This window comes from Pseudomonas viciae (assembly GCF_004786035.1).
Lineage (GTDB): Bacteria > Pseudomonadota > Gammaproteobacteria > Pseudomonadales > Pseudomonadaceae > Aquipseudomonas > Aquipseudomonas viciae.
The window spans coordinates 490,890-510,797 of the sequence record NZ_CP035088.1; the positions used below are offsets into that span (position 1 = coordinate 490,890).

Genomic DNA, 19,908 nt, shown 5'->3' on the forward strand with positions numbered 1-19,908 from the left:
TCCTTGACGAGGGGTAGCAGCAGTTTGAATTCGGTTCAGTGCCAGCGACGGAAGATCAGCGAGGTGTTGACCCCTCCGAAGGCGAAGTTGTTGTTCATCACGTATTCGTTGCTCATCGACCGGAACTCGTTACGCAGGTAGTCGAGCTTGCCGCACTGGGGATCGACCTCGTCGAGGTTGAAGGTGTGCACGTACAGGTCGCGGTTCATCATCTCGATGCTGAACCAGGATTCCAGCGCCCCGCAGGCACCCAGGGTATGGCCGAGGAAGCTTTTCTGCGAGCTGATGGGCATGTGTTCGCCGAACAGGCTGCTGGTGGCCAGGGTTTCGGCGATGTCGCCCTGTTCGGTGGCGGTGCCGTGGCCGTTGACGTAGCCGATGGCGGACGGGGCGAGGTCGGCATCTTCCAGGGCCAGCTCCATGGCCCTGCGCATGGTGCTCAGTTCGGGACGGGTGGCATGCTGGCCGTCGGCGTTGCTGCCAAAACCGACGATTTCGGCATGAATCCGCGCGCCACGGGCCAGGGCATGTTCCAGTTCTTCGAGGACCAGCATGCCGGCGCCTTCACCGATCACCAGGCCATCGCGATCCTTGTCATACGGGCGTGGGCTGGTCTGTGGGGCATCGTTTTTCAGGCTGGTGGCGTAGAGCGCGTCGAAGACCATCGCTTCGGTCGGGCACAGCTCTTCCGCGCCACCGGCCAGCATCAGCGGCAGGCGGCCGAACTTGATCGCCTCGTAGGCATAGCCGATGCCGTGGCTGCCGCTGGTGCAGGCGCTGGAAGTGGGGATCAGGCGCCCGGTCAGCCCGAAGAAGATGCTGATGTTGGCCGCCGTGGTGTGGGGCATCATCCGTACATAGGAATTGGCGTTCAGCCCTTCGGCCACGCTGTTGAGCAGCATGTTGCCAAAGGCCTTGATCTCGTCGGTGCTGCCGGTGGACGAACCGCAGGACACACCCATGCGCCCGTCCTTGATCGACTCATCGCCCAAGAGACCGGCGTCGGCCAGGGCCTGTTCCGCCGCGCCCACGGCCAGGCGCGAGACCCGGCCCATGCTGCGCAGTTGCTTGCGCGTCCAGTGGGCCGGGACCTGGAAATCGTCGATAGGCCCTGCCAGGCGGGTGTTCAGTTCGCTGAAGCGATCCCACTCATCCATGCGACGGATGCCGCTGCGGTTGGCGGCGAAGTTGGCGGCGATGGTGTCCCAGTCGCTGCCCACGGAGGTGATGCCGGCCATGCCGGTGACGACGACGCGCTTCATCAGCACAGACCTCCGTTGACGGCCAGGACCTGGCGAGTGATGTAGCCGGCTTCGGCGGACATCAGGAAGTTCACCGCGCCCGCCACCTCTTCTGGAGTGCCCATGCGCTGGGCGGGGATCATTTTCATCAGTTCTTCCACGGGCACGTTTTCATCGAGCATGGCGGTATCGATCAGGCCAGGCGCGACGCAATTGACGGTGATCTTGCGCTTGCCCAACTCGATTGCCAATGCCTTGGCCGCGCCGATCAAGCCAGCCTTCGACGCACTGTAGTTGACCTGGCCGCGGTTGCCGATCAGCCCCGAAACCGAGGTGATGCAGACGATACGCCCGGCGGCGCGACGGCGGATCATCGGCATCATCACCGGATGCAGGACGTTGTAGAAACCGTCGAGGTTGGTGCGCATCACCACATCCCAGTCGTCCTCGCTCAGGGCCGGGAAGGCGCCATCGCGGGTCAGGCCAGCGTTGAGCACCACGCCGTAATAGGCACCGTGGGTTTCGACATCGGCTTCGAGAATGGCTTTGCACGCAGCGCGGTCGGACACGTCGAACTGCAGCACCCGGGCATTGCGGCCCAGGGCCTGGATTTGCGCCTGGACGGTTTCGGCCTCGGCGCGGCCACTGCGGCAATGCAGCACAATGTCGTGCCCGGCCTGGGCCAGGCGCAGGGCGATGGCGCGGCCGATGCCACGGCTGGAGCCGGTGACCAGTACGGATTCAGTCATGGCTGGTTTCCTGTTGCGGACGGTTCATTGAGGTATTGGGCGGCCTGGGGCGGGCGGAACACGTTCAGCCGGGCCGTGGCATGGATGCCAGGGGCGCGGATGTGGCATTCGAACACGCCCATGCCATTGTCGTCTTCCAGGGAGCGCACGCCATGGATGGTCAGTTCGGCGCCGACAGGGAAATATTCGACGTTGCATTCGAACTTGCGGGTGCCAAGCAGGAAACCCAGCTCCACGGCATCGCCGCGTCGGCGTGCATGGCAACCGGCAAACGCCGCGACACTCTGGGCCATCAGCTCGATGCCGACCCAGGCCGGCAGCCCGCCGTCGTCACGGCTGAACAACCCGCCGGGCCTGACGGTGGCGAGGGTATGGATCTGCTCGTCATCGAAGTCCAGGATCCGATCGATGAGGATCATGTCGCCTGCGTGGGGCAGCAGTTCGGCGAGCGGCCAGTCAGTCATGGGGCGTCTCCGATAATCAGGCTGACGTTGTTGCCGCCGAAGGCGAATGAATTGCTCATCAGGCGGCGCGGTGAGGTTGGGTTCAGGCGGGTGTTGGCGTTTACCCAGTCGAGCGCCGGCAACTGGGGATCGGCCTGGCCATCCCAGACATGCGGTGGCAGGGCCTGGGCGGTGTTTTGTGTGCTCAGGCTCAACCAGCAGAACGCTGCTTCAAGTGCCCCGGCTGCGCCGAGGGTGTGGCCGGTCATGGGCTTGGTTGATGAGCAGGGCACCCCCGCCGTAAATAGCCCGGCCACGGCCTGGCTTTCCATGGCGTCGTTGTGTTGCGTGGCGGTGCCGTGCAGGTTCAGGTAGTCGATCTGACTGGGCTCAAGACCTGCGCAATGCAGGGCTTTTTCCATGGCCTGGCGGGCGCCGCGACCACTGGGCTCCGGGGCGGAAATATGGTGCGCATCGGAACTGGCGCCGTCGCCGAGCAAGGCAATCGGTGTTCCTTCTCCCGGCGTCTTGCTCATGAGGAACAGCACGGCTGCTTCGCCAATGTTGATGCCGCTGCGGTTTACCGAAAACGGATTGCAGCGTTCGCTCGACACCGCTTCCAGCGCCGAAAAACCATTGAGGGTCAGTTTGCACAGGCTGTCCACGCCACCGCAGAGCACGGCATCGCACAGCCCCAGGTCCAGCAGGCGCCGGGCACTCATCAAGGCGCGGGCGCTGGAGGTGCAGGCGGTGGAAATCACGTAGGACGGGCCACTCAGGTCGAGCCAGTCGGCGAGAAAGTTGGCCGGCGCGCTGAGCTCCTGTTGCTGGTAGTCGTAGCCGTCGGGGAAGCGCTGTTCGCGCAGATAATGGGCGATACCGCTACTGGCTTCATCGATGCCCGAGGTACTGGTACCTAGCACGATGCCGATCCGCGCACGCCCATAGATCTTGATGGCCTGGTCGATCTCGGTGCGGATCTGCAAGCCCGCTTCCAGCAGTAACTGATTGTTGCGGCTGCCTTGCGCCGCCAGGGCGGCAGGGATGGGCGCGAGTGCGCCCGACACCGAGGCCACCGGCAATGCACGCTCGGCCACCCAGCCCGCCTCGACCCGCACACCCGAGCAGTCGCCGGCAAACAGGTTGCGCGCAACGGTATGTTTGTCGCGGCCCAGGGCGCAAATCACTCCAAGGGCATTCAAATAGGCAGTCATGGGGTGCTCTCGGTCAACGGTGTGATGCGGTAGTGCGGGCCTTGGGGCAGGCTTAGTTCAAAATCCAGCGGTCGCTCGTAGCGCACCTGCCAGCGGGAATCGAGGGTTCGTTGCGATGCCCGCTGGCGGGCGGCCGGGTAGTTGCCGGCAAGTTCGGCTTCGGGTGTGAGGGCGAACAGCAGCGCGGCGAACAACTCCCGGGCCTCGGCGTTGGGTGGCAGCAGACCGTCGGCCTGCCATTGGCCGTCGACCAGGCGTTGGCGGGCTACGGGAATGCCCAGCGGGTCCATCATTGACCAGCGCAGGCCGCTGTTTTCGCGCTGGACCACCAGCAACCAATCCTGACGTTGACCGGCCAGTTGCCGCTCGATGTGCAATTGCAGTGGCAGCGCCAGGGTCGGCGTGCGCTCGGGCAGCGGCGCGTGGCTGGCGCAGGCACTGAGCAGCAGCAGGCAGCCGATAAGCAGGAAACGAATCATCCGGCGGTCCCTTCAACGGGCTTGCGGGCCACCACATTGACCAGGGTTTCCTCCCGCTCGCCAAATGGCTTGGGACGGCGCAGGCCAAAACGCTCCAGCAGGCCGAAGTCTTTGGAACGGCTCCACCACAGGTACGGATAAGACACGTTTTTGGCTTCGAATTGGAAACCCTGGCTGCGGATCATTTCCAGGTACTGGGCGGCACTTTTCTGCACGTGCATCGGGTGGCGGAACAGCCAGCGGATCACCCAGGTATCGATGTAGGCCTCGGTGGACTCGGCGAACATCAGGTAGCCGCCGGGCTTGAGTACGCGATAGAACTCGGCGAGGGCTTTGTCCTGCTCCACCAGGTGATGGAAGGTCTGGTGGCAGAACAACAGGTCGACACTGGCATCCGGCACCGCCAACGTCGCGCAGTCGCTGCCGATCAATTCCACGGTCATGCCCTGGCGCGCCGCTTCCTCCACGCTAAGGTCAAGGCTATGGGGATCGGCGTCCACGCCGATCAGATGTTGCGGCGCAAATACCTGGCGCAGGTACTGGAACGACTTGCCCTGGCCGCAGCCAGCGTCCAGCAGCACCGGGTTGGCCGGCAGCGGGGTACTGAACAGGCTGCGCAGGTCGTTGATCGCTACCCGCAACACGTGGTGCTGCCAGGTGTGGCTGCGCAGGAACCAGAAACCGAAGCGGGTCTCTTCGACGTAGTTGTCGCTCAGGTAGCTCATGGTTGCTGACTCATGGTGCCGGGCTCGCACAGATTTCCGAGAGCATGCGCAGGCGCCGCTTGGGTTCGCTGACGAACGGGTTGCGCTGATCCCAGGCGTAGCCAGCCAGGATCGAGCTGATCATGCGACGAATGTCGGCCGAGCCTTCGGTGTAGAAAATCACGTCCTGGAAGGTGCCGGCGTACCAGCCCTCGACGTAGCAGCGGAAGGTGTCGACGCCGCGCTTGAGTGGTTCGGCGAACTCGCTTTGCCAGTCGACGCTCTCGCCTTGCAACTGCCGATGTAGCACGCCAGCCGCCATGCTCGCCGAGCGCATGGCGATGGTCACGCCGGAGGAGAACACCGGGTCGAGGAATTCCGCGGCATTGCCCAGCAGGGCGAAGCCGGGACCGTGCAGGGTCTTGACGTTGGCCGAATAGCCGCCGATGGTCCGCGCCGGGGTATCCCACACCGCGTTTTTCAGCACCGCGGCCAGGCTTGGGGTTTCGTCGATGAAGCCGCGCAGGCAGGCATCGAGATCGTCGGTGCGGCCGGCGAAATGCTCTGCTGCCGCGACCACGCCCACCGAGCAGCGTCCGCCGCTGAACGGAATGGTCCAGAACCACACGTCGCGTTTGCTCGGGTGGGTGGTGATCAGGATTTTTTCCCGATCAAAATTCGCCGAGTCAATGCGATCTTCAATGTGGGTGAACACCGCTTGGCGGATCGGGAAATTCGACGGAGCCTCAAGGTCCAGCTGGCGTGGCAAGACCCGCCCATAGCCGCTGGCGTCAAGCACGAAATCGGCCTCGACCCGGTACTCGCTGCCATCTTCGCGCTGCACGCCCAGTTGGGGTTTGGTGAGGGTGAAATCGGCGTTGGCAATGGCTTGGCCATAACGGATCTCCACGCCTTGCAGCGCGGCCTGGTCGGCCAGCAACTTGTCGAAGTCGGCGCGCTGCACCTGGAAGGTCGTGGGCTTGCCATTGCTGAAGGTTTCGCCGAAATCGAAGGCGCTGTAGCGCTCGCCCCAGGCGAACGCTGCACCGTTCTTGCGTTGGAACCCGGCGGCGTTTACCGCCTCGAGCATGCCGGCCTCTTCGACGAAATCCAGGCAATGGGACAACAAGCTCTCGCCGATGGAGAACCGTGGGAAATGCTGGCGTTCGACGACCAGCACATCATGGCCTTTGCGCTTGAGCAGCGCGGCCGCGATGGCCCCGGAAGGGCCTGCGCCGATGATGACGACCTGTCGACGTTCCATTTCAACTGTTGGCACTGGGGCTCCTGGCCGGGACGGCAATCAAGGGAATACGGTGGAAGCCGGCCATGGCCGGCAGCAATGTCGCGATCAGGCCCATCAGCATCAGGGCAAAGTACAACGCCGGGCTGATGAGCTGTTGTTGCAGCAGCAGGTTGAGGAACACGATTTCACTCAAGCCGCGAATGTTCAGCAAAACACTTTCGCGCCATCGACTGGCGCCGGCGAACGAAGCCCCCGCCCAGCCCAGCCCCAGCCAGTTGCCCAGCAGCTTGCTGGCAATCGGTAACAGCAGCAATGCGCCCATCTGTACCCAATCGAGGCGACTCATCGCGCTGTGGACATCGACTTGCACAATGCCGAAGGTGAGGATCAGCGGTATCGCCACGTAGGTTTGCAAACCTTGCATCCAGCTTGCTTTGAGCGGCAATACCAACGGCACCTTGAGCATGGCCATGCACAGCAGATAACCGATGCCGACAATCAGTGCGTTGAGCCGGTAGTGTTCGGCCGCCACCAGCAGGGCGAAAAAGATCCCGCTGTGCAGCAACGGTTGGCGCAGGCCGAGCAGTCGCAACAGCAGCGGCACGCAGGCGCTGGCCAATGGCAGCAGCAGGCTGCCCAGGTGCAGGCTGCCCTGGGCCAGGGCGAACAGGCTCCAGCAGGTCAGGTCGATCAGAATCGCGGTTTGCACCAGGCGCCGGGTGGCGGTGGACGGATAGCCGATGTGCCGCAGGTACAGGTACAGCACCGGGATCGCGGTAATTGCAAACAGCAGTCCCACCGCCAGGGAGCTGATCCAGGGCTGGGGCGGCAGCAGCCAGAGCGCCGTCGCCAAACCGCAGGCAAACGGAACGCCGAAGCTTGGCAAGGCGATCTTCAGGCTTTGGCGGTCCAGGCGCAGGTCGATCACATCGCTGAGAATGTGCCCCAGCAACAGCGCAAACCCGAGGCTGTAGAGATTTTTCAGCCACACCGGCGATACCAGTTGCGCGCCGTTGAGTGACCAGCCGGGCTCGATCCAAAAGTACATCAGCAACGGCAGGCCAAACGTCGCCAACAGCAATTGGCTGACAATCGGGATCAGCCCGAAGCGACGACCTATGAGTGTCGTTACCGCGAACAGCCCCAGGGCCATGAGCCAGAACGCCAGGATCATCATGGGGTGGGCTCCGCGACCGTCGCCGCGTGGGCCTGACGCCCACCTGCCCAAGGCGCCAGCATGAAACTGAACGCCAGCCCCAGGCTCACCGCCAAGCCGAAATTACTCACCGCCGGCGTGCTGGAAAGCGCCAGCAAGCCGAACGACAGCCAAGTGGTGACCGCTGCCAGCAACGTGCCCAGCAGGCTCACCGCCGCGCCGCCGATCTGCTCGCGCATCAGGATCGCGTAGTCGACGCCGATGGCCGTCACCAGCAACAGGCCGAACAGGCTGAACAGCGTCAACGGCTCTCCCAGCCAACCGAGGCTCGCCAGGCTGCACAGCGCGGCCAGCAGCGGCAGGGCGACGATGCGCAGGGCGCCGCCGACGCCGAACGGCCAGATCAACACCAGTACGATCAGCACGCAGGACGCCAGTTTCAACTCGGCGGCGCTGATCTGCGTGGCGGCGAACACCCGGTTCAGGTCCCCCAGGCGATCCACCAGTTGTACGCCGGGCAAATCTACCGCTTGCACCCGCAGCAGTGCGGCGTCGTTCAAACCTTGCAGGCTGACCATCGCCGCTACGCCTTGCGCTGTCGGGCCGAGCCAGAGCGTGCGGTACGGCTCGGCCAACGGACCGGTCAGCGCGGCGTTAATGTCGGTCACCGGCAGGGCTTGTAATTGCGCCAGTTCCGCTTGCAGTGTGGCGACCGGTACGCCCAGATCCAGCAGCGGTTGCCAGAACGCCGGCAACCGGGCCAGGGCCTCGCGCACTTTCTGCTGTTCGGCCGGGGAGTTGACCAATTGGTTCAGGGACAGATAGCCCTGGAGTTTTTCCAGGCCGATCAATTGGTCCAGTCGCTCGTTGAGCGCTGTCTGGCGCTCCAGCAGTTGTGATTGATCGGTGGCGCGGATCAGGAAGAACTGGCTGGTGGGCTGGAAACCGGTGATGCGAGCAATGTCGCGGGCTTCGTCGGTCAGGTGCTGGGGTGTGCCGATCCACTGGCGGATGTCGTTCTTCGTGGTCAGGTGCCAGAGCCCGCCCGCGCAGAAGGCCAGCAGCAGCACCAGCAGGACGGGGGTGCCCACCCGCGTCACCAGCGTTGTGCGGGCGTTGAGCAGGTGTTCGCAGAGCTGCAGCGGCCACTGGGCCGGACGCAACTCGGCGCCCTTGAGCAGCGCCGGCAGCAGGCAGACCGCGCTCAGGTAGGCGCCGATCAGCCCGGCGGCGGAAAATATCGCGATCTGGGTCAGGGCCGGGAATGGCGTCCAGGCCAGGGCCAGGTAACCGATGCAGGTGGTCATCAGGCTCAGGCTCAGCCCCGGCAGGGTCAGGCGCAGGGCTGGCCAACTGCGCCAAGGCTTGAGGCTCCAGCTTTTGGACAGGTAGTGCAGCGGGTAATCCACGGCCACGCCGATCAGGCTGGAACCCAGCACCAGGGTCATGACGTGCATGCGGCCAAACAGCGCCACGCAGGCCACCGCGCCGAACAGCATGCCCACCAGTACCGGCACGAATGCCAGCCACACCCGCAAGCGCCGGAAGGCCAGCAACAGCAGCAGCAAGATGCCGACCGTCGCCCCACCGCCGACCCAGGTGATTTCCCGTGATGCCTGTTGCTGGCCGCTGGCGGCGTACAGCAGGCCGCTGGCCGCCAGCAGTTGCCCCTGGGCCTGGCCCGCCTGATCGCGGCTGTGCTGCAGTAACTCGGCGACTTTCAGCGGCAGGTTCATGTCGAAAGCGTTGCCATGGGTACGGGCCCGCAGCATCACCCAATGTTTGCCATCGGCTTCGGCGATCAACGCACCGCTGCCCACGTCCAGCTGTATCGCGCCGCGTTGCGGCTGGCTGTTCTGGATGCGCCCGGTCAGGCCCAGCCAGTCGTCCTGACTCGGCACCAGGCTGAAGCCGCTGAACGGGTCGAACAGGGCCTGCACCCGTTGTTGGATGAACACCTGGGGCTGGTCGATCAACTGCTGGCGGTCTGCCGCCGAGAGCATCGCCAGCCGTCCGTTAAGCAATTGCGTGCGCAGCGCCGGCAGGTCGGCCTGCAACGTCCACTGGACCTGGTCGAACAGGCCGCTGGCTTGCCACTGCTCGCCAAGTTTCTGCGCCAGGGTGATGGCTTGTTTGCGGTCGGCGTGACCGACCAGCACCAGCACCTCGCGGTTCAGCGGCTCCTGCATACGTTGCTCGGCGGTGATCTCCAAGGCATCGGGAGACGTCCCCGGCACCAGTTCCATGAGATTGGCCGACAGCGGCGCGCCGTTGCGCCATTGCCAACCGGCAAGCGCCAACACCGCCAGCAGCAGGATCAGGAACAGCCGCGGCAGCCTCCGTTCACTCGGCAAAATCATGTTGTTCCGCTTCGCTCAAAGGTTGTGCGTGGGTAGCGTCTTGCATGCGCAGTACGGTGCTGTCGCCCTGGGTTTCCAGCAGCTCGATGCGTTGCACCAGTTCGCCGCCGTCGATGTTGATCTGGTTGAAGACCTGTTTGAGCAGCATCGAACGTGGGGTCAGGGTGAGTTTCCACTGCTGCGGTTCGCCTGACAGGCTCAGCTCGAAGTCCCGTTGCAAGCCAGTGCTGTCGCCCTGCAACACCGCCAGGAACAGACGGTTCTGCTCGGCCCCGGCGCTCTTGTTCGGCAGCATCTGCCAGGTGTTGCCATCCCGCCGGGCGATGCCCTGGGCGGTGATGCGGTAGTCCTGTTGCAGCGGGGTTTGCAGCAGCCAGAGCAGGCCGTGGTTTTTCGCCAGGACAAAACGGCCCTTGCTGGTGAGGGGCTGGGGCAGGGCGCGCAGGTGTTTTTCCTGGATGAACTGGCCGTGGATCACGTCCGGGCGGGCCAGTTGATCGCTCAACTGTTGCAGGTCAAAGGCCTGGGCCAGGGGCGACAGGCAGCACAACAGTAGCCAGGCAGACAGGCGCTTCATGGCAGCATCCTTTCGACGGCTTCGACAAACACCCGGGGCGAGGCCAGCAGCATTTCACGGCGGCTCATGTCCACGGCCACCTGTACGGAGCTGGCGCGGGTCAGGCGTTCGCCGGTTGCTGCGTCGCTGATCAGGTAGTTGATCTTCAGGCGGTTTTCCCATTCCACCAGGCTGGCGCGCACGGTCAGGGTCTGGCCGAACACGGCGCTGCGCACGTAGCGCAGTTGCAGGTCGATGATCGGCCATGCATGGCCGGATTCGAGCATGTCGTTGTAGTTGTGGCCGATCCGGTCGAGCAAGGCGCAGCGGGCCACTTCCAGGTATTTGACGTAGTGACCGTGCCAGACCACGTTCATCGAATCGACGTCGAAAAATGGCACCACAATCTGGGTGTCGACGTGCAGCAGTCCCTTGCTACGCATGCAGCCTCCAGTGTTGTTCGGCGATGCGTTGCAGGCACAGGCGCAATTCGCCTTCCAGGGCGCGGTCTTCGATAACCGGTGCGAAATCCTCGGCCAGTTGTTCGTGCATGGCGGCCAGGGCCGGTGGCAGTGGTCGCGCGTCTTCAGCACGGCTGCGCAGCCATACGCCCTGATTGGCAGCCAGCAGCGTCGCGGCGGCGACTTGTTCGGTCAGTTCCAGCACGCGGATCGCATCCCGGGCGGCAATGGTGCCCATGCTCACCTTGTCCTGGTTGTGGCACTCGGTGGAGCGTGAGAACACGCTGGCCGGCATGGTGTTTTTCAGAGCCTCGGCGGTCCAGGCGCTGGTGCCGATCTGCACGGCCTTGAAACCATGGTTGAGCATCGCCCGCTCGGCGCTGGCGCCGGACAGGTTGCTCGGCAGGCCATGGTTGTAGCGCTCGTCCACCAGCAGCGCGAGTTGTCGATCCAGCAAGTCGGCGACGTTGGCCACCAGGTTCTTCAGGCTGTCCATGGCGAAGGCGATATGCCCGCCGTAGAAATGCCCACCGTGCAGCACCCGCTCGGCTTCGGCGTCGATGATCGGGTTGTCGTTGGCGCTGTTGAGTTCGGTTTCGATGAACGAGCGCAGCCAGTTCAGACTGTCGGCCAGCACGCCGAGCACATGGGGCGCGCAGCGCAGAGAGTAGCGATCCTGCAGGCGATGCAGCGGTGCAGTCGGGGCGTCGATCGCCAGGTCCTTGCGCAGCCACGCGGCGACTTGCATCTGCCCCGGGTGTGGCTTGGCGGCGAACAGGCGCTCGTCGAAGTGTTCCGGGTTGCCTTGCAGGGCGACGACGTTGAGCGCGGTGATGCGGGTTGCCAGTTGCAGCAGGTAATCGGCGCGGGCGAAGGCCAGGCAGGCCAGGCCAGTCATCACGGCGGTGCCGTTCATCAGCGCCAGGGCTTCCTTGGGCCGCAGCACCAACGGGGTCCAACCGAGTTCGCGGTGCACATCGGCGGCCAGGCGGCGTTCGCCACCGAACATCACTTCCCGCTCGCCGGACAGGGTCGCGGCGACGTAGGACAGCGGCGTCAGGTCGCCGCTGGCGCCCACCGAGCCTTCTTCCGGAATCAGCGGCAGGATGTCGTGTTCGAGAAAGGCCTGCAGGCGTTCCAGCAACTCCACCCGGACCCCGGACACGCCGTGGCACAACGACTGCAAACGCGCCGCCAACACCGCGCGAGTGGCCTGGGCGTCCAGCAGCTTGCCCAGGCCGCAGCCGTGGAACGTATACAAGTGACGCGGCAGGGCTTCGACGTGGTGCAACGGCACGGCCACTACGCAGGAATCGCCGTAACCGGTGGTCACGCCGTAGATCACGCCTTCCTTGTCCAGCAAGGAATCGAGGAATTGCGCACCCTTGGCGATGCGCTGGCGGAACGCCGGGTCATCCTGCAACTGCGTCGGCGCGTGACGGTTGGCCAGGGCCAGCACATCTTCGATGCGCAAGGGGCGTTCGCCGAAGGTTACCGGCTCAAGAGTGGGCATCGTCATCGGTCTTCCAGAAAGGGTAAAAGTTGAACCACTGTTGGGGGGCCTGGAGGCAATACTGCGCCAGGCGTTCGGCGTAGCGGCCGGCCCAGTGGGCGATCACTTGCTCGCGGTCGTTGCGTTTCCACAGTACGGCATCGGCGAAGGGCTCGAGGGTGACGCGATAGCGCCCCTCGTGCTTGAGGCACATCAGCAGGTTGATCGGGCATTTCAGCAGGCCGGCCAGCAGCCACGGCCCTTGGGGAAAGGCGGCGCGATGGCCCATGAAGTCCACGGTCACGCTGCGCCCGCCGTGCAGCGGCACGCGGTCGCCGGCAATCGCCAGCCACTCGCCGCGCTCCAGGCGTTCGCTCAGTTGCAGCATGATCACCGGGTCCAGCTCGCTGACCTGGATCAGCCGCAGGTGCGTGGCGCCGGCTTCACCCAGCAAGCGATTGAACTGCTCGGCGTGTTTGGTGTGCACCAGCACGTTCATGGTCACTTTCTCACCCAGCTCGGCCAGGGCCCGGCACATTTCCAGGTTGCCCAGGTGCGCGCCCACCAGCATCTGACCGCGGGTGTCACGCAAATGATTGCGCAGCAGCGCCTTGTCGACGATTTCGATCTGTTCGATGCTCAGCTTGCCGTTCCAGACATCGAGCTTGTCCAGCAGGGAGTCGGCGAACGCCATGAACTGGCCGAACACCCGCCGATGGGTCGGGCGCAGGTCGGGGCGCTCGCTCCAATCGGCCAGGCGCTGCTGATATTGCCAGGCGGCCTGCCGGGCGCTGCGACCGAACACGAAGAAATACAGGACGATGCCGTACAGCAGTGGGCTGAGTAGCCGGCGGCCCAGCACCTTGGCGGCGAACGCGGTGAATTTCATCAGCCAGAAACTGCCGCGTTCCTGACGGTCGGCCCAGTGTTGTTTATCTGCCTGAAGGCTCATGCCCGCCACCGTCGCCAGAGAATCAAGGGAGAACGCACCAGCATGCCGAAGAACAATCGGGTGTGCATGCTGGAAATCAGCACGTTGTCGTGGAACAGGCGAAAGTGCGAGACCCCGTCCTGGGGGTAGTGAACCCGGGTGTGCAACCAGCGCATCGGTTGGTTGCGCCAGGCCAGGCGCACGAGGATGTCGGAGTCGAAGTCCATGCGCTTGCCGATGTTCGCCGAGTCGATCAGCGCCAGGGTCGGTGGCAAGGGATAGACCCGAAAGCCGCACATGGAGTCGCGGATTTGCAGGGACAGGCTGTTGATCCAGACCATGACGTGCGTCAGGTAGCGCGCATAGAGACGGCCTTTCGGCACGCTGGCGTCGTATTGCGGATAGCCGCAGATCACTGCGTCCGGGTGGGCGCGGGACTGCTCGATAAAGGCTTTAACGTCGCCAAGGTCGTGCTGGCCGTCGGCATCCACCTGCAAGGCGTGGCTGAAGCCCAGGCGCGAAGCCTCCCGCAGGCCGGTCATCACCGCGCCGCCCTTGCCCTGGTTGACTGCCAGCCGTATCAGATGCACCTGCTCGCCGTCGGCCAGTTGCTCCAGCACGGCCGCGCAGCCCGGGCTGCTGGCGTCGTCCACCAGCACACAGGGCAGGCCGTTGGCGAGCAACGCCTGGACCACGGCGCAGATGGCGGTTTCGTGGTTGTAGACCGGAATGACGGCGCAGGGGTTATGCATGCGGCATGTCTCGGTGGCTAAAGTGCATTGTGTGGCGAGGGAGGGCGGTGCAATTAATCATTAGCCATCCCCAACACAATCCGCCCACTGGAACAGGCTGCGGTGTCATTGCGGTAGGCGAAGTACAGCTTGCCGCGTTCGCGGTCGAAGCGCAGGTGCAGCTGGACCTGATCGCCGGGGCGGACCAGTTGCTGGAATTTCAGCACTTCCATGCCGACGAATCGGGGCGGCAAGTCCAGCAGTTGTCGGCCCAGGCTCATGGCCCAGTCGACCTGCACCACGCCGGGCAGTACCGGTGCGGTGGGGAAGTGGCCGCTGAAGTACGCCAGGTCAGGCGGCACGACCAGTTGCAGGTTCCATTCACCGTCGGTTTCGACTTGTTCCAGCACTTCAGGCGCTTTGGGGCGCGGCGCCATCAGCAGGGCTTCGACTTCGGCCTGGGGCAGTTTGCCCTGGGCGTTGAGCGGCAACTGCCGCAGCCAGCGCCAGCGCCGAGGCAGGGCGAGGGTTTCGCAGTGCTCGCTCAGGTGTCGGCGCAGGCCTTCGGTAACGGCGCGCCGGCCCAGGTTGCGCAAGGCGTGCAGGCCGCTTTCGCTCAGCACCAGCAGTGCGCCGAGGGAGGCGCGGTTTTCCTGCACCACCCCCAGCCGCGCTTCGCTGACCCAGTCGTGGGCCACCAGCGCCTGTTCCAGCATCGGCAGGGAAATGCGTTTTTCTTCGAGTTTGACGATGCGGTCCAGCCGCCCGAGCAATTCGAAGCGTCCGTCCGCGGCGATTCGCGCCGCGTCGGCGGTGTGTTCCACATGCCCGGCTGGCAAGTAAGGCGAAGCGATCAGCAAGGCGCCGTCGCTGTCCTGGCTCAACGCGATACCGCAGAACGGTTGCCATAGCCCACCGCCCTGGCGCCAGGCGATGCCGCCGGTTTCCGAGCTGCCGAAGATCTCTGTTGGCCACTGACCCAGGCGTTGCTGCAGGCTTTGGGCAGCCTCGGCCGGCAAGGCGCCACCGGAGGAAAACACCCGGCGCACGCTGCTCAAGGCCGGCCAGTCGAGGTTGTCACCCATTCGCTTGAGCAGCGCCGGGCTGGCGACCCAGGCGAAGGCCGGGTGCTCGCGGCTGGCGCGCTGCAGGTCCTCCGGGAAGGCCAACTGCCGACGTACGAACACACGTCCGGCGCACAGTGGCCACAGCACTCGGAATAGCAGGCCGTAGATGTGCTGGGTGGCGACGCTGCCGATCATGCAGGCCGGGCCCAGGTCGGCGCCCCACAACTGCTCCAGGGCGTGGACTTCGTTACTCAACTGGCGCAGGTTTTTCTCGATGCGCTTGGGCTCGCCGCTGGAGCCGGAGGTGCACAGGCTCAGCCAGCAGTGATCGAGGTCCAGTTCGGCGGCGTCCAGCGGCGCCAGTTGCAAGTCGCCTGGATGGGTGTCACCGGGCTGGTCGGTCAGCCACAGGTCGACATCCGCCGCCCAGCGCTGGCGTGTTTGCGCTTGCAGGTCGGCCGGAAGCAAGACGCGAACCCCGGCGCGCCAGGCGCCAAGCAGGGCAATCGCCAGGTCGGCGGCATCTTCCAGGTGCACGGCCACATGCCGAACACCCCGGGCCTGGAGGCCGGCGGCCAGGCACAAGGCTGCGCCTCGCAGCTGCGAGTGATTCAGTGCCGGGTCGACTGCAACAGCGCGATCCGGCTGAGCCTCGAGCAACATCTGCTCAAGTGTTATCCAATTCATGGGCGGCCTCTTACCCGTTGTCGTATGAGCCATTCAATGGCAAACAGCAGCCCCATCAATCCGTAGGAAATCAGGCCGGTGTACAACATCCACCAGCTCAGCGGCGCCCAGAGGGTCAGGGCGGCGGCGAGCAAACCGTTACACAGGAAAAACACACTCCAGGCCACCGTGACCTGGCGGGTATACACCACTGCCTTGGCCGGTAGCTGCGGTTCGCGCAGGCGGGCCAGGCGTTCGATCACCGGCGGGCCGTATTTCAGGCTCAGGGCGAACAGCCCGAGCATGAAGGCGCTGATCAGCACGGGGTACCAGCGCAGCAAGAGTGGGCTGTCGAACAGCGCGAGCAATACGCAAAACATGATCGCCGTGGCCGCCATCCAGCGACTACCGGGCCCGCCCTTGCCAAGCAATGCCCGGGCCAGCCACAGGCTACCCAGTAGCAGGCCGAACTGCCACGGGGCGAAGTGCTCCATGCCGAAATACACCGCAAAGGGGTACAGCAGGCCCGCCAGCAGCAGGCCGAGGCCAATCAGCCGGGTCATGCGGCCGGTTGGACCAGTCGATAGACCGCCTCGACCACGTCGTTGACGGTGCGTACCGACTTGAATTCTTCGGCGGCGATTTTCTTGCCGGTCTGGCGCTTGATGTGGTCGATCAGGTCGACCGCGTCGATGCTGTCGATTTCCAGATCCTGGTACAGGTTCGATTCCAGCGTTACACGCTGAGGGTCCAGCTCGAAAAGCTCGACCAGAGCATCGCGCAGGGTGTTGAAAATATCGTCACGAGTTTGCATGGTCCGGTCTCAGGGGCGTTTTGCAGTGACGAAGGCCGCAAGGCTTGCCACATTGCTGAAATGGTTACGGGTGTCCTTGGCGTCGGCATCTATCTTGATGCCGTACTCCTTCTGGATCGCCAGGCCTAGCTCCAGGGCATCCACCGAGTCCAGGCCCAGGCCTTCGCCGAACAGGGTCTGGTGGTCGCCGATGTCGTCGATGCCGATATCCTCCAGGCCCAGGGCGTCGATGATCAGCTGTTTGATGTCACGGTGCAGATCGCTCATCTTCGGCGAGCTCCTTGATGTAATAGTGATGCAGAAAATCGTTGAGCCTGCGCGAAGCCTGGGGTGGCGGGCCGAGCGCGGCGAACGCCTGTGGGTCTATATCGGCCCCCACGCGAAAACTGAAGTGCACGCGGCGATGGGGGATGCGATACCAGGGTTCGGCCTTGGTCAGGGTGGTAGGGCTGACCTTGATGGTGACGGGGGTGAGGATTTTCGCACCGCGCAGGGCAATGGCCGCCGCGCCCCGATGAAAGGCTGGTGCATGGCCGGGTTGGGTGCGCGTACCTTCGGGAAATACGATCAGGCTCTGGCCGTCTTGCAGGGCATCGCTGGCGGCAGCGAGCATGTCCATGCTGCCGTCGTTGCTGATGTATTGGGTCGAGCGCAGCGGCCCGCGGGTAAAAGGGTTTTCCCACAGGCTTTGCTTGACCACGCAGTTGGCGTCGCGCACCAGCCCGATCAGGAACACCACGTCGATCAGCGACGGGTGGTTGGCGATGATCATCTGCCCGGGCCGACCGAGTTTTTCGGCGCCGTCGATCTGATAGGTGAGCACGCCGGTGCGGGCCATGAACCGGATAAAGAACCAGAACAGCCGTCCGACCGTACGCCGGGCCCGCTGTCGATGGGCCTGGGCATCGCCAGGCAGCCAGGCCAGCAACGGAAACACCAACACACGCAGGCACAGCCCGCCCAGCCCGAACAGGGCGAAGCTTGCGGCGGTCGCGAACAGGCGCCAGTAATAGGCGTCGCGATGTTTACCGGTCACCGGCTGCGTTGCCAGGTCCATACACGATTTTTCCAGGCATGTTGGCAGGTGGTTGCGTTGTTCAGTAGCGTACGCAACAGATCCAGGGCATGGGGCCAGTCGCTGCCGGGGATCTGGCCGATTGGCGCGCAAAGGTCCAACTGCCAGTCGTTGCCCGGGGTCAGCAGCAGGCCCACCGCATAGGGAAACGGTACGTCGTCGACCCAGGGGGCATACACCTGGGGTGGTTGTTCTTCGGTGACCACCAACAGCACGGCTGGTGCGCCCTCGTTCAACAGCGCGGCGGCCTCCAGCACGCCGTGTTCCAGCCCGTCACCCGTGGCGGCCAGGGCGGTCATTTCGCTGGTTTCGCCACGCATGATCGACCACAGACCGATCACTGCGTTATGCACCGACAGGCTGAACTGGGTTGGCGACAAGGGTTGGTCAGCCGCCAGGTCCTTGAGAATCTCGAACGTGCGCGGGGTTTCGCCGTGGCGGGAAATAAAGACCAACGGTAGGTCCGCTCGCCCCTCGGCCAGTGGCCAGCCGACACTGAAGGCCATCCGCGCCAGGCGGCTGAGGCGCCGGCGCTGCATGGCCGGCAGAAACGATACGTCTGGGGCGGCATCGCTGGCCGGAACTACCACCGGCTGTCGGCTCCATGCCTGCCAATCGTCCACGCTTTCGAGCCCAGGGGCCCATGCGCGCCATTGGGCGATGTTGAAATTGATCACAAAATTCACCCCACCCCTGCGGGCTTTTATTGTCACGGTTCAGTGGTTTGACCCGCGTCCAACCCTGCATGGTCTTGCGACCCAAGTGGCGCGCATTATCCCGGTGCGATTGGCTTGTAGCAAATACTGGTTACATTTTGTCCAGCAAAATGTACTGGTTGGTCCGCTTAAATGTCAGGCAGTGACATTGTCACGATCATGACGAGCATGTCTGTCGGTTGTTTCTGTCAGGTCCCAGTCGAATTGACGACTCATTGGTGGAAAAAGCCACTGATGCTGTAGTCCTTCTTCGCAGAAGGTAGCTAAGCGGTATCCCGGCCTACTACACTCGGGAATCTTTGATACACGGAGGTTTTGACATGCGGCGTGTGGTGTTCAATCAGAAAGGTGGCGTGGGCAAGTCGAGCATCGCCTGCAACCTGGCGGCGGTCAGCGCCAGCGAGGGGTATCGCACGCTGTTGGTGGATCTGGATGCCCAGGCCAACTCGACGCAATACCTGACTGGCCTGACCGGCGATGACATCCCCATGGGCATCGCCGACTTCTTCAAGCAGACCCTGTCGTCGGGGCCATTCTCGAAAAAGAACAAGGTGGATATCTACGAAACACCGTTCGATAACCTGCACGTCATTACCGCCACCGCAGAGCTGACCGATCTACAGCCCAAGCTCGAGGCGAAACACAAGATCAACAAACTGCGCAAACTGCTTGAAGAGCTGGAGGAGGACTACGACCGGATTTATCTGGACACCCCGCCGGCCCTGAACTTCTATGCAGTTTCAGCGTTGATCGCCGCCGATCGTGTGCTGATCCCCTTTGACTGTGACAGCTTTTCCCGACAGGCACTGTACGGCCTGCTGGCGGAAATAGAAGAACTCAAGGACGACCATAACGAAGGCCTGGAAGTCGAAGGCATCGTGGTCAACCAGTTCCAGGCCCGCGCCAGCCTGCCACAGCAGATCCTCGACGAATTGATTGCCGAAGGCTTGCCGGTATTGCCGGTGTACCTGAGCAGTTCGGTGCGCATGCGCGAATCCCATCAGGCCAGCCTGCCGCTGATCCACCTGGACCCGCGGCACAAGCTGACCCAGCAGTTCGTGGAGTTGCATGGGTTGCTGGAAAGCGCCTGACTCACTGGCTTGTACAACACCAATGTGGGAGCGGGCTTGCTCGCGAAGGCGGTGTGTCAGTCGACATCTATGTGTCTAGTACGCCGCATTCGCGAGCAAGCCCGCTCCCACAGGGATCCCATGGTTTCAGATGCCCTGGCTACGCAACCAGCCCATCAATTGCGGCAACGGCAGCGCCCCACTCTGGCGCGCGACTTCCCGACCGTCCTTGAACAGGATCAGGCTGGGAATCGAGCGGATCCCCAACTGCGCCGATAGTTGCTGATTGGCCTCGCTGTCGAGCTTGGCCAAGCGGCATTTACCCGCCAATTGCACAGCGGCCTGTTCGAACACGGGCGCGAAGGATTTGCAGGGCCCGCACCAATCGGCCCAGACATCCACCAACAGCGGCAGGTCGCCCTTGATCTGGCTGGCGTAGTCGCCTTGCTTGAGTTCGAACGGTTTGCTCAATAACACCTGGGCCTTGCAGCGCCCGCACTTGGGCTGATCGCCCAGGCGTTCGGCGGGGATGCGGTTGAGCCCGTTGCAGTGGGGGCAGGGGATCAGCATCAGGTCAGTCTCCAGAAAAAATCATCGATATAGATTGAACACTATATAGAAACCACCGCAAAAACCTGTGGGAGCGAGCTTGCTCGCGATTGCGGTCTACCAGTCAATGATGCATCGACTATCAGACTGCTATCGCGAGCAAGCTCGCTCCCACAGGGTCGCTTATT

At 63.7% G+C, this 19,908-nt stretch carries 22 protein-coding genes; 1 reads left to right on the forward strand and 21 read right to left on the reverse strand.

Features of this window, described 5'->3' with window-relative positions; translation table 11 throughout:
• Positions 1–35: 35 nt before the first annotated feature.
• Genes EPZ47_RS02190 through EPZ47_RS02285 form a run of 20 tightly spaced genes read right to left on the reverse strand, consistent with a single transcriptional unit; the run spans position 36 to position 18,062 of the window.
• Positions 36–1,262 (reverse strand): beta-ketoacyl-ACP synthase, encoded by a 1,227-nt coding sequence (locus EPZ47_RS02190; protein WP_135843333.1) that lies wholly within the window; start codon positions 1,260–1,262, stop codon positions 36–38.
• Complete coding sequence (fabG, locus tag EPZ47_RS02195) at positions 1,262–1,990, reverse strand: 3-oxoacyl-ACP reductase FabG (protein ID WP_122565330.1); 729 nt, start codon at positions 1,988–1,990, stop codon at positions 1,262–1,264. The genes EPZ47_RS02190 and fabG overlap by 1 nt, the downstream gene beginning before the upstream one ends.
• Positions 1,987–2,454: a hotdog family protein gene (locus EPZ47_RS02200; RefSeq protein ID WP_135843334.1), complete on the reverse strand. Its 468-nt coding sequence runs from the start codon at positions 2,452–2,454 to the stop codon at positions 1,987–1,989. The genes fabG and EPZ47_RS02200 overlap by 4 nt, the downstream gene beginning before the upstream one ends.
• A complete protein-coding gene (locus tag EPZ47_RS02205; RefSeq protein ID WP_135843335.1) occupies positions 2,451–3,647 on the reverse strand; it encodes a beta-ketoacyl-[acyl-carrier-protein] synthase family protein in 1,197 nt (398 codons plus the stop codon). Before EPZ47_RS02205 ends, EPZ47_RS02200 begins: the two co-directional genes overlap by 4 nt.
• The gene (locus EPZ47_RS02210) at positions 3,644–4,126 is read right to left on the reverse strand and encodes a DUF3261 domain-containing protein (protein ID WP_135843336.1); all 483 of its coding nucleotides are present in this window, start codon (positions 4,124–4,126) and stop codon (positions 3,644–3,646) included. Before EPZ47_RS02210 ends, EPZ47_RS02205 begins: the two co-directional genes overlap by 4 nt.
• Entirely contained in the window at positions 4,123–4,851 is a 729-nt protein-coding gene (locus EPZ47_RS02215; protein ID WP_135843337.1) for a class I SAM-dependent methyltransferase, read from the reverse strand. Before EPZ47_RS02215 ends, EPZ47_RS02210 begins: the two co-directional genes overlap by 4 nt.
• A 10-nt stretch (positions 4,852–4,861) precedes the next feature.
• Positions 4,862–6,109, reverse strand: a complete 1,248-nt coding sequence (locus tag EPZ47_RS02220; protein WP_135843338.1) for an NAD(P)/FAD-dependent oxidoreductase — start codon at positions 6,107–6,109, stop codon at positions 4,862–4,864.
• Positions 6,096–7,253 carry a cation:proton antiporter gene (locus tag EPZ47_RS02225; protein ID WP_135843339.1) on the reverse strand — a complete coding sequence of 386 codons (1,158 nt, stop codon included), beginning with the start codon at positions 7,251–7,253 and terminating at the stop codon, positions 6,096–6,098. The genes EPZ47_RS02220 and EPZ47_RS02225 overlap by 14 nt, the downstream gene beginning before the upstream one ends.
• On the reverse strand, positions 7,250–9,592 hold the full coding sequence (locus EPZ47_RS02230) for an MMPL family transporter (protein ID WP_135843340.1): 2,343 nt from the start codon (positions 9,590–9,592) through the stop codon (positions 7,250–7,252). The genes EPZ47_RS02225 and EPZ47_RS02230 overlap by 4 nt, the downstream gene beginning before the upstream one ends.
• Positions 9,576–10,169: an outer membrane lipoprotein carrier protein LolA gene (locus EPZ47_RS02235; protein WP_135843341.1), complete on the reverse strand. Its 594-nt coding sequence runs from the start codon at positions 10,167–10,169 to the stop codon at positions 9,576–9,578. The genes EPZ47_RS02230 and EPZ47_RS02235 overlap by 17 nt, the downstream gene beginning before the upstream one ends.
• Complete coding sequence (locus EPZ47_RS02240; protein WP_135843342.1) at positions 10,166–10,591, reverse strand: acyl-CoA thioesterase; 426 nt, start codon at positions 10,589–10,591, stop codon at positions 10,166–10,168. The genes EPZ47_RS02235 and EPZ47_RS02240 overlap by 4 nt, the downstream gene beginning before the upstream one ends.
• Entirely contained in the window at positions 10,584–12,128 is a 1,545-nt protein-coding gene (locus tag EPZ47_RS02245; protein ID WP_135843343.1) for an HAL/PAL/TAL family ammonia-lyase, read from the reverse strand. The genes EPZ47_RS02240 and EPZ47_RS02245 overlap by 8 nt, the downstream gene beginning before the upstream one ends.
• On the reverse strand, positions 12,109–13,053 hold the full coding sequence (locus EPZ47_RS02250) for an LpxL/LpxP family acyltransferase (protein WP_135843344.1): 945 nt from the start codon (positions 13,051–13,053) through the stop codon (positions 12,109–12,111). The genes EPZ47_RS02245 and EPZ47_RS02250 overlap by 20 nt, the downstream gene beginning before the upstream one ends.
• Positions 13,050–13,784: a glycosyltransferase family 2 protein gene (locus EPZ47_RS02255; protein WP_135843345.1), complete on the reverse strand. Its 735-nt coding sequence runs from the start codon at positions 13,782–13,784 to the stop codon at positions 13,050–13,052. Before EPZ47_RS02255 ends, EPZ47_RS02250 begins: the two co-directional genes overlap by 4 nt.
• Before the next feature lie 53 nt (positions 13,785–13,837).
• Positions 13,838–15,517 carry an ApeI family dehydratase gene (locus EPZ47_RS02260; protein ID WP_135843346.1) on the reverse strand — a complete coding sequence of 560 codons (1,680 nt, stop codon included), beginning with the start codon at positions 15,515–15,517 and terminating at the stop codon, positions 13,838–13,840.
• Positions 15,514–16,059: a COG4648 family protein gene (locus tag EPZ47_RS02265; RefSeq protein WP_135843347.1), complete on the reverse strand. Its 546-nt coding sequence runs from the start codon at positions 16,057–16,059 to the stop codon at positions 15,514–15,516. The genes EPZ47_RS02260 and EPZ47_RS02265 overlap by 4 nt, the downstream gene beginning before the upstream one ends.
• On the reverse strand, positions 16,056–16,310 hold the full coding sequence (locus EPZ47_RS02270; protein WP_135843348.1) for an acyl carrier protein: 255 nt from the start codon (positions 16,308–16,310) through the stop codon (positions 16,056–16,058). The genes EPZ47_RS02265 and EPZ47_RS02270 overlap by 4 nt, the downstream gene beginning before the upstream one ends.
• 9 nt (positions 16,311–16,319) lie before the next feature.
• Complete coding sequence (locus EPZ47_RS02275; RefSeq protein ID WP_014336216.1) at positions 16,320–16,577, reverse strand: phosphopantetheine-binding protein; 258 nt, start codon at positions 16,575–16,577, stop codon at positions 16,320–16,322.
• Positions 16,558–17,367 carry a lysophospholipid acyltransferase family protein gene (locus tag EPZ47_RS02280; protein WP_135843349.1) on the reverse strand — a complete coding sequence of 270 codons (810 nt, stop codon included), beginning with the start codon at positions 17,365–17,367 and terminating at the stop codon, positions 16,558–16,560. The genes EPZ47_RS02275 and EPZ47_RS02280 overlap by 20 nt, the downstream gene beginning before the upstream one ends.
• Complete coding sequence (locus tag EPZ47_RS02285) at positions 17,343–18,062, reverse strand: beta-ketoacyl synthase chain length factor (RefSeq protein WP_135843350.1); 720 nt, start codon at positions 18,060–18,062, stop codon at positions 17,343–17,345. Before EPZ47_RS02285 ends, EPZ47_RS02280 begins: the two co-directional genes overlap by 25 nt.
• Before the next feature lie 359 nt (positions 18,063–18,421).
• Here EPZ47_RS02285 and EPZ47_RS02290 point away from each other — a divergent pair, with 359 nt between their 5' ends.
• Positions 18,422–19,192: a ParA family protein gene (locus EPZ47_RS02290; RefSeq protein WP_135843351.1), complete on the forward strand. Its 771-nt coding sequence runs from the start codon at positions 18,422–18,424 to the stop codon at positions 19,190–19,192.
• A 126-nt stretch (positions 19,193–19,318) separates the two neighbouring features.
• Here EPZ47_RS02290 and trxC read toward each other — a convergent pair whose 3' ends face one another.
• The gene (trxC, locus tag EPZ47_RS02295; RefSeq protein ID WP_135843352.1) at positions 19,319–19,741 is read right to left on the reverse strand and encodes a thioredoxin TrxC; all 423 of its coding nucleotides are present in this window, start codon (positions 19,739–19,741) and stop codon (positions 19,319–19,321) included.
• Positions 19,742–19,908 lie beyond the last annotated feature (167 nt).

Coding starts and splice junctions, on each gene's coding strand:
- EPZ47_RS02230 (WP_135843340.1), bottom strand. CDS start 9,592: ATGATTTTGCCGAGTGAACGGAGGCTGCCGCGGCTGTTCCTGATCCTG.
- EPZ47_RS02270 (WP_135843348.1), bottom strand. CDS start 16,310: ATGCAAACTCGTGACGATATTTTCAACACCCTGCGCGATGCTCTGGTC.
- EPZ47_RS02280 (WP_135843349.1), bottom strand. CDS start 17,367: ATGGACCTGGCAACGCAGCCGGTGACCGGTAAACATCGCGACGCCTAT.
- EPZ47_RS02255 (WP_135843345.1), bottom strand. CDS start 13,784: ATGCATAACCCCTGCGCCGTCATTCCGGTCTACAACCACGAAACCGCC.
- EPZ47_RS02200 (WP_135843334.1), bottom strand. CDS start 2,454: ATGACTGACTGGCCGCTCGCCGAACTGCTGCCCCACGCAGGCGACATG.
- EPZ47_RS02190 (WP_135843333.1), bottom strand. CDS start 1,262: ATGAAGCGCGTCGTCGTCACCGGCATGGCCGGCATCACCTCCGTGGGC.
- fabG (WP_122565330.1), bottom strand. CDS start 1,990: ATGACTGAATCCGTACTGGTCACCGGCTCCAGCCGTGGCATCGGCCGC.
- EPZ47_RS02210 (WP_135843336.1), bottom strand. CDS start 4,126: ATGATTCGTTTCCTGCTTATCGGCTGCCTGCTGCTGCTCAGTGCCTGC.
- EPZ47_RS02250 (WP_135843344.1), bottom strand. CDS start 13,053: ATGAGCCTTCAGGCAGATAAACAACACTGGGCCGACCGTCAGGAACGC.
- EPZ47_RS02225 (WP_135843339.1), bottom strand. CDS start 7,253: ATGATGATCCTGGCGTTCTGGCTCATGGCCCTGGGGCTGTTCGCGGTA.
- EPZ47_RS02205 (WP_135843335.1), bottom strand. CDS start 3,647: ATGACTGCCTATTTGAATGCCCTTGGAGTGATTTGCGCCCTGGGCCGC.
- EPZ47_RS02215 (WP_135843337.1), bottom strand. CDS start 4,851: ATGAGCTACCTGAGCGACAACTACGTCGAAGAGACCCGCTTCGGTTTC.
- EPZ47_RS02235 (WP_135843341.1), bottom strand. CDS start 10,169: ATGAAGCGCCTGTCTGCCTGGCTACTGTTGTGCTGCCTGTCGCCCCTG.
- trxC (WP_135843352.1), bottom strand. CDS start 19,741: ATGCTGATCCCCTGCCCCCACTGCAACGGGCTCAACCGCATCCCCGCC.
- EPZ47_RS02275 (WP_014336216.1), bottom strand. CDS start 16,577: ATGAGCGATCTGCACCGTGACATCAAACAGCTGATCATCGACGCCCTG.
- EPZ47_RS02245 (WP_135843343.1), bottom strand. CDS start 12,128: ATGACGATGCCCACTCTTGAGCCGGTAACCTTCGGCGAACGCCCCTTG.
- EPZ47_RS02290 (WP_135843351.1), top strand. CDS start 18,422: ATGCGGCGTGTGGTGTTCAATCAGAAAGGTGGCGTGGGCAAGTCGAGC.
- EPZ47_RS02265 (WP_135843347.1), bottom strand. CDS start 16,059: ATGACCCGGCTGATTGGCCTCGGCCTGCTGCTGGCGGGCCTGCTGTAC.
- EPZ47_RS02240 (WP_135843342.1), bottom strand. CDS start 10,591: ATGCGTAGCAAGGGACTGCTGCACGTCGACACCCAGATTGTGGTGCCA.
- EPZ47_RS02260 (WP_135843346.1), bottom strand. CDS start 15,517: ATGAATTGGATAACACTTGAGCAGATGTTGCTCGAGGCTCAGCCGGAT.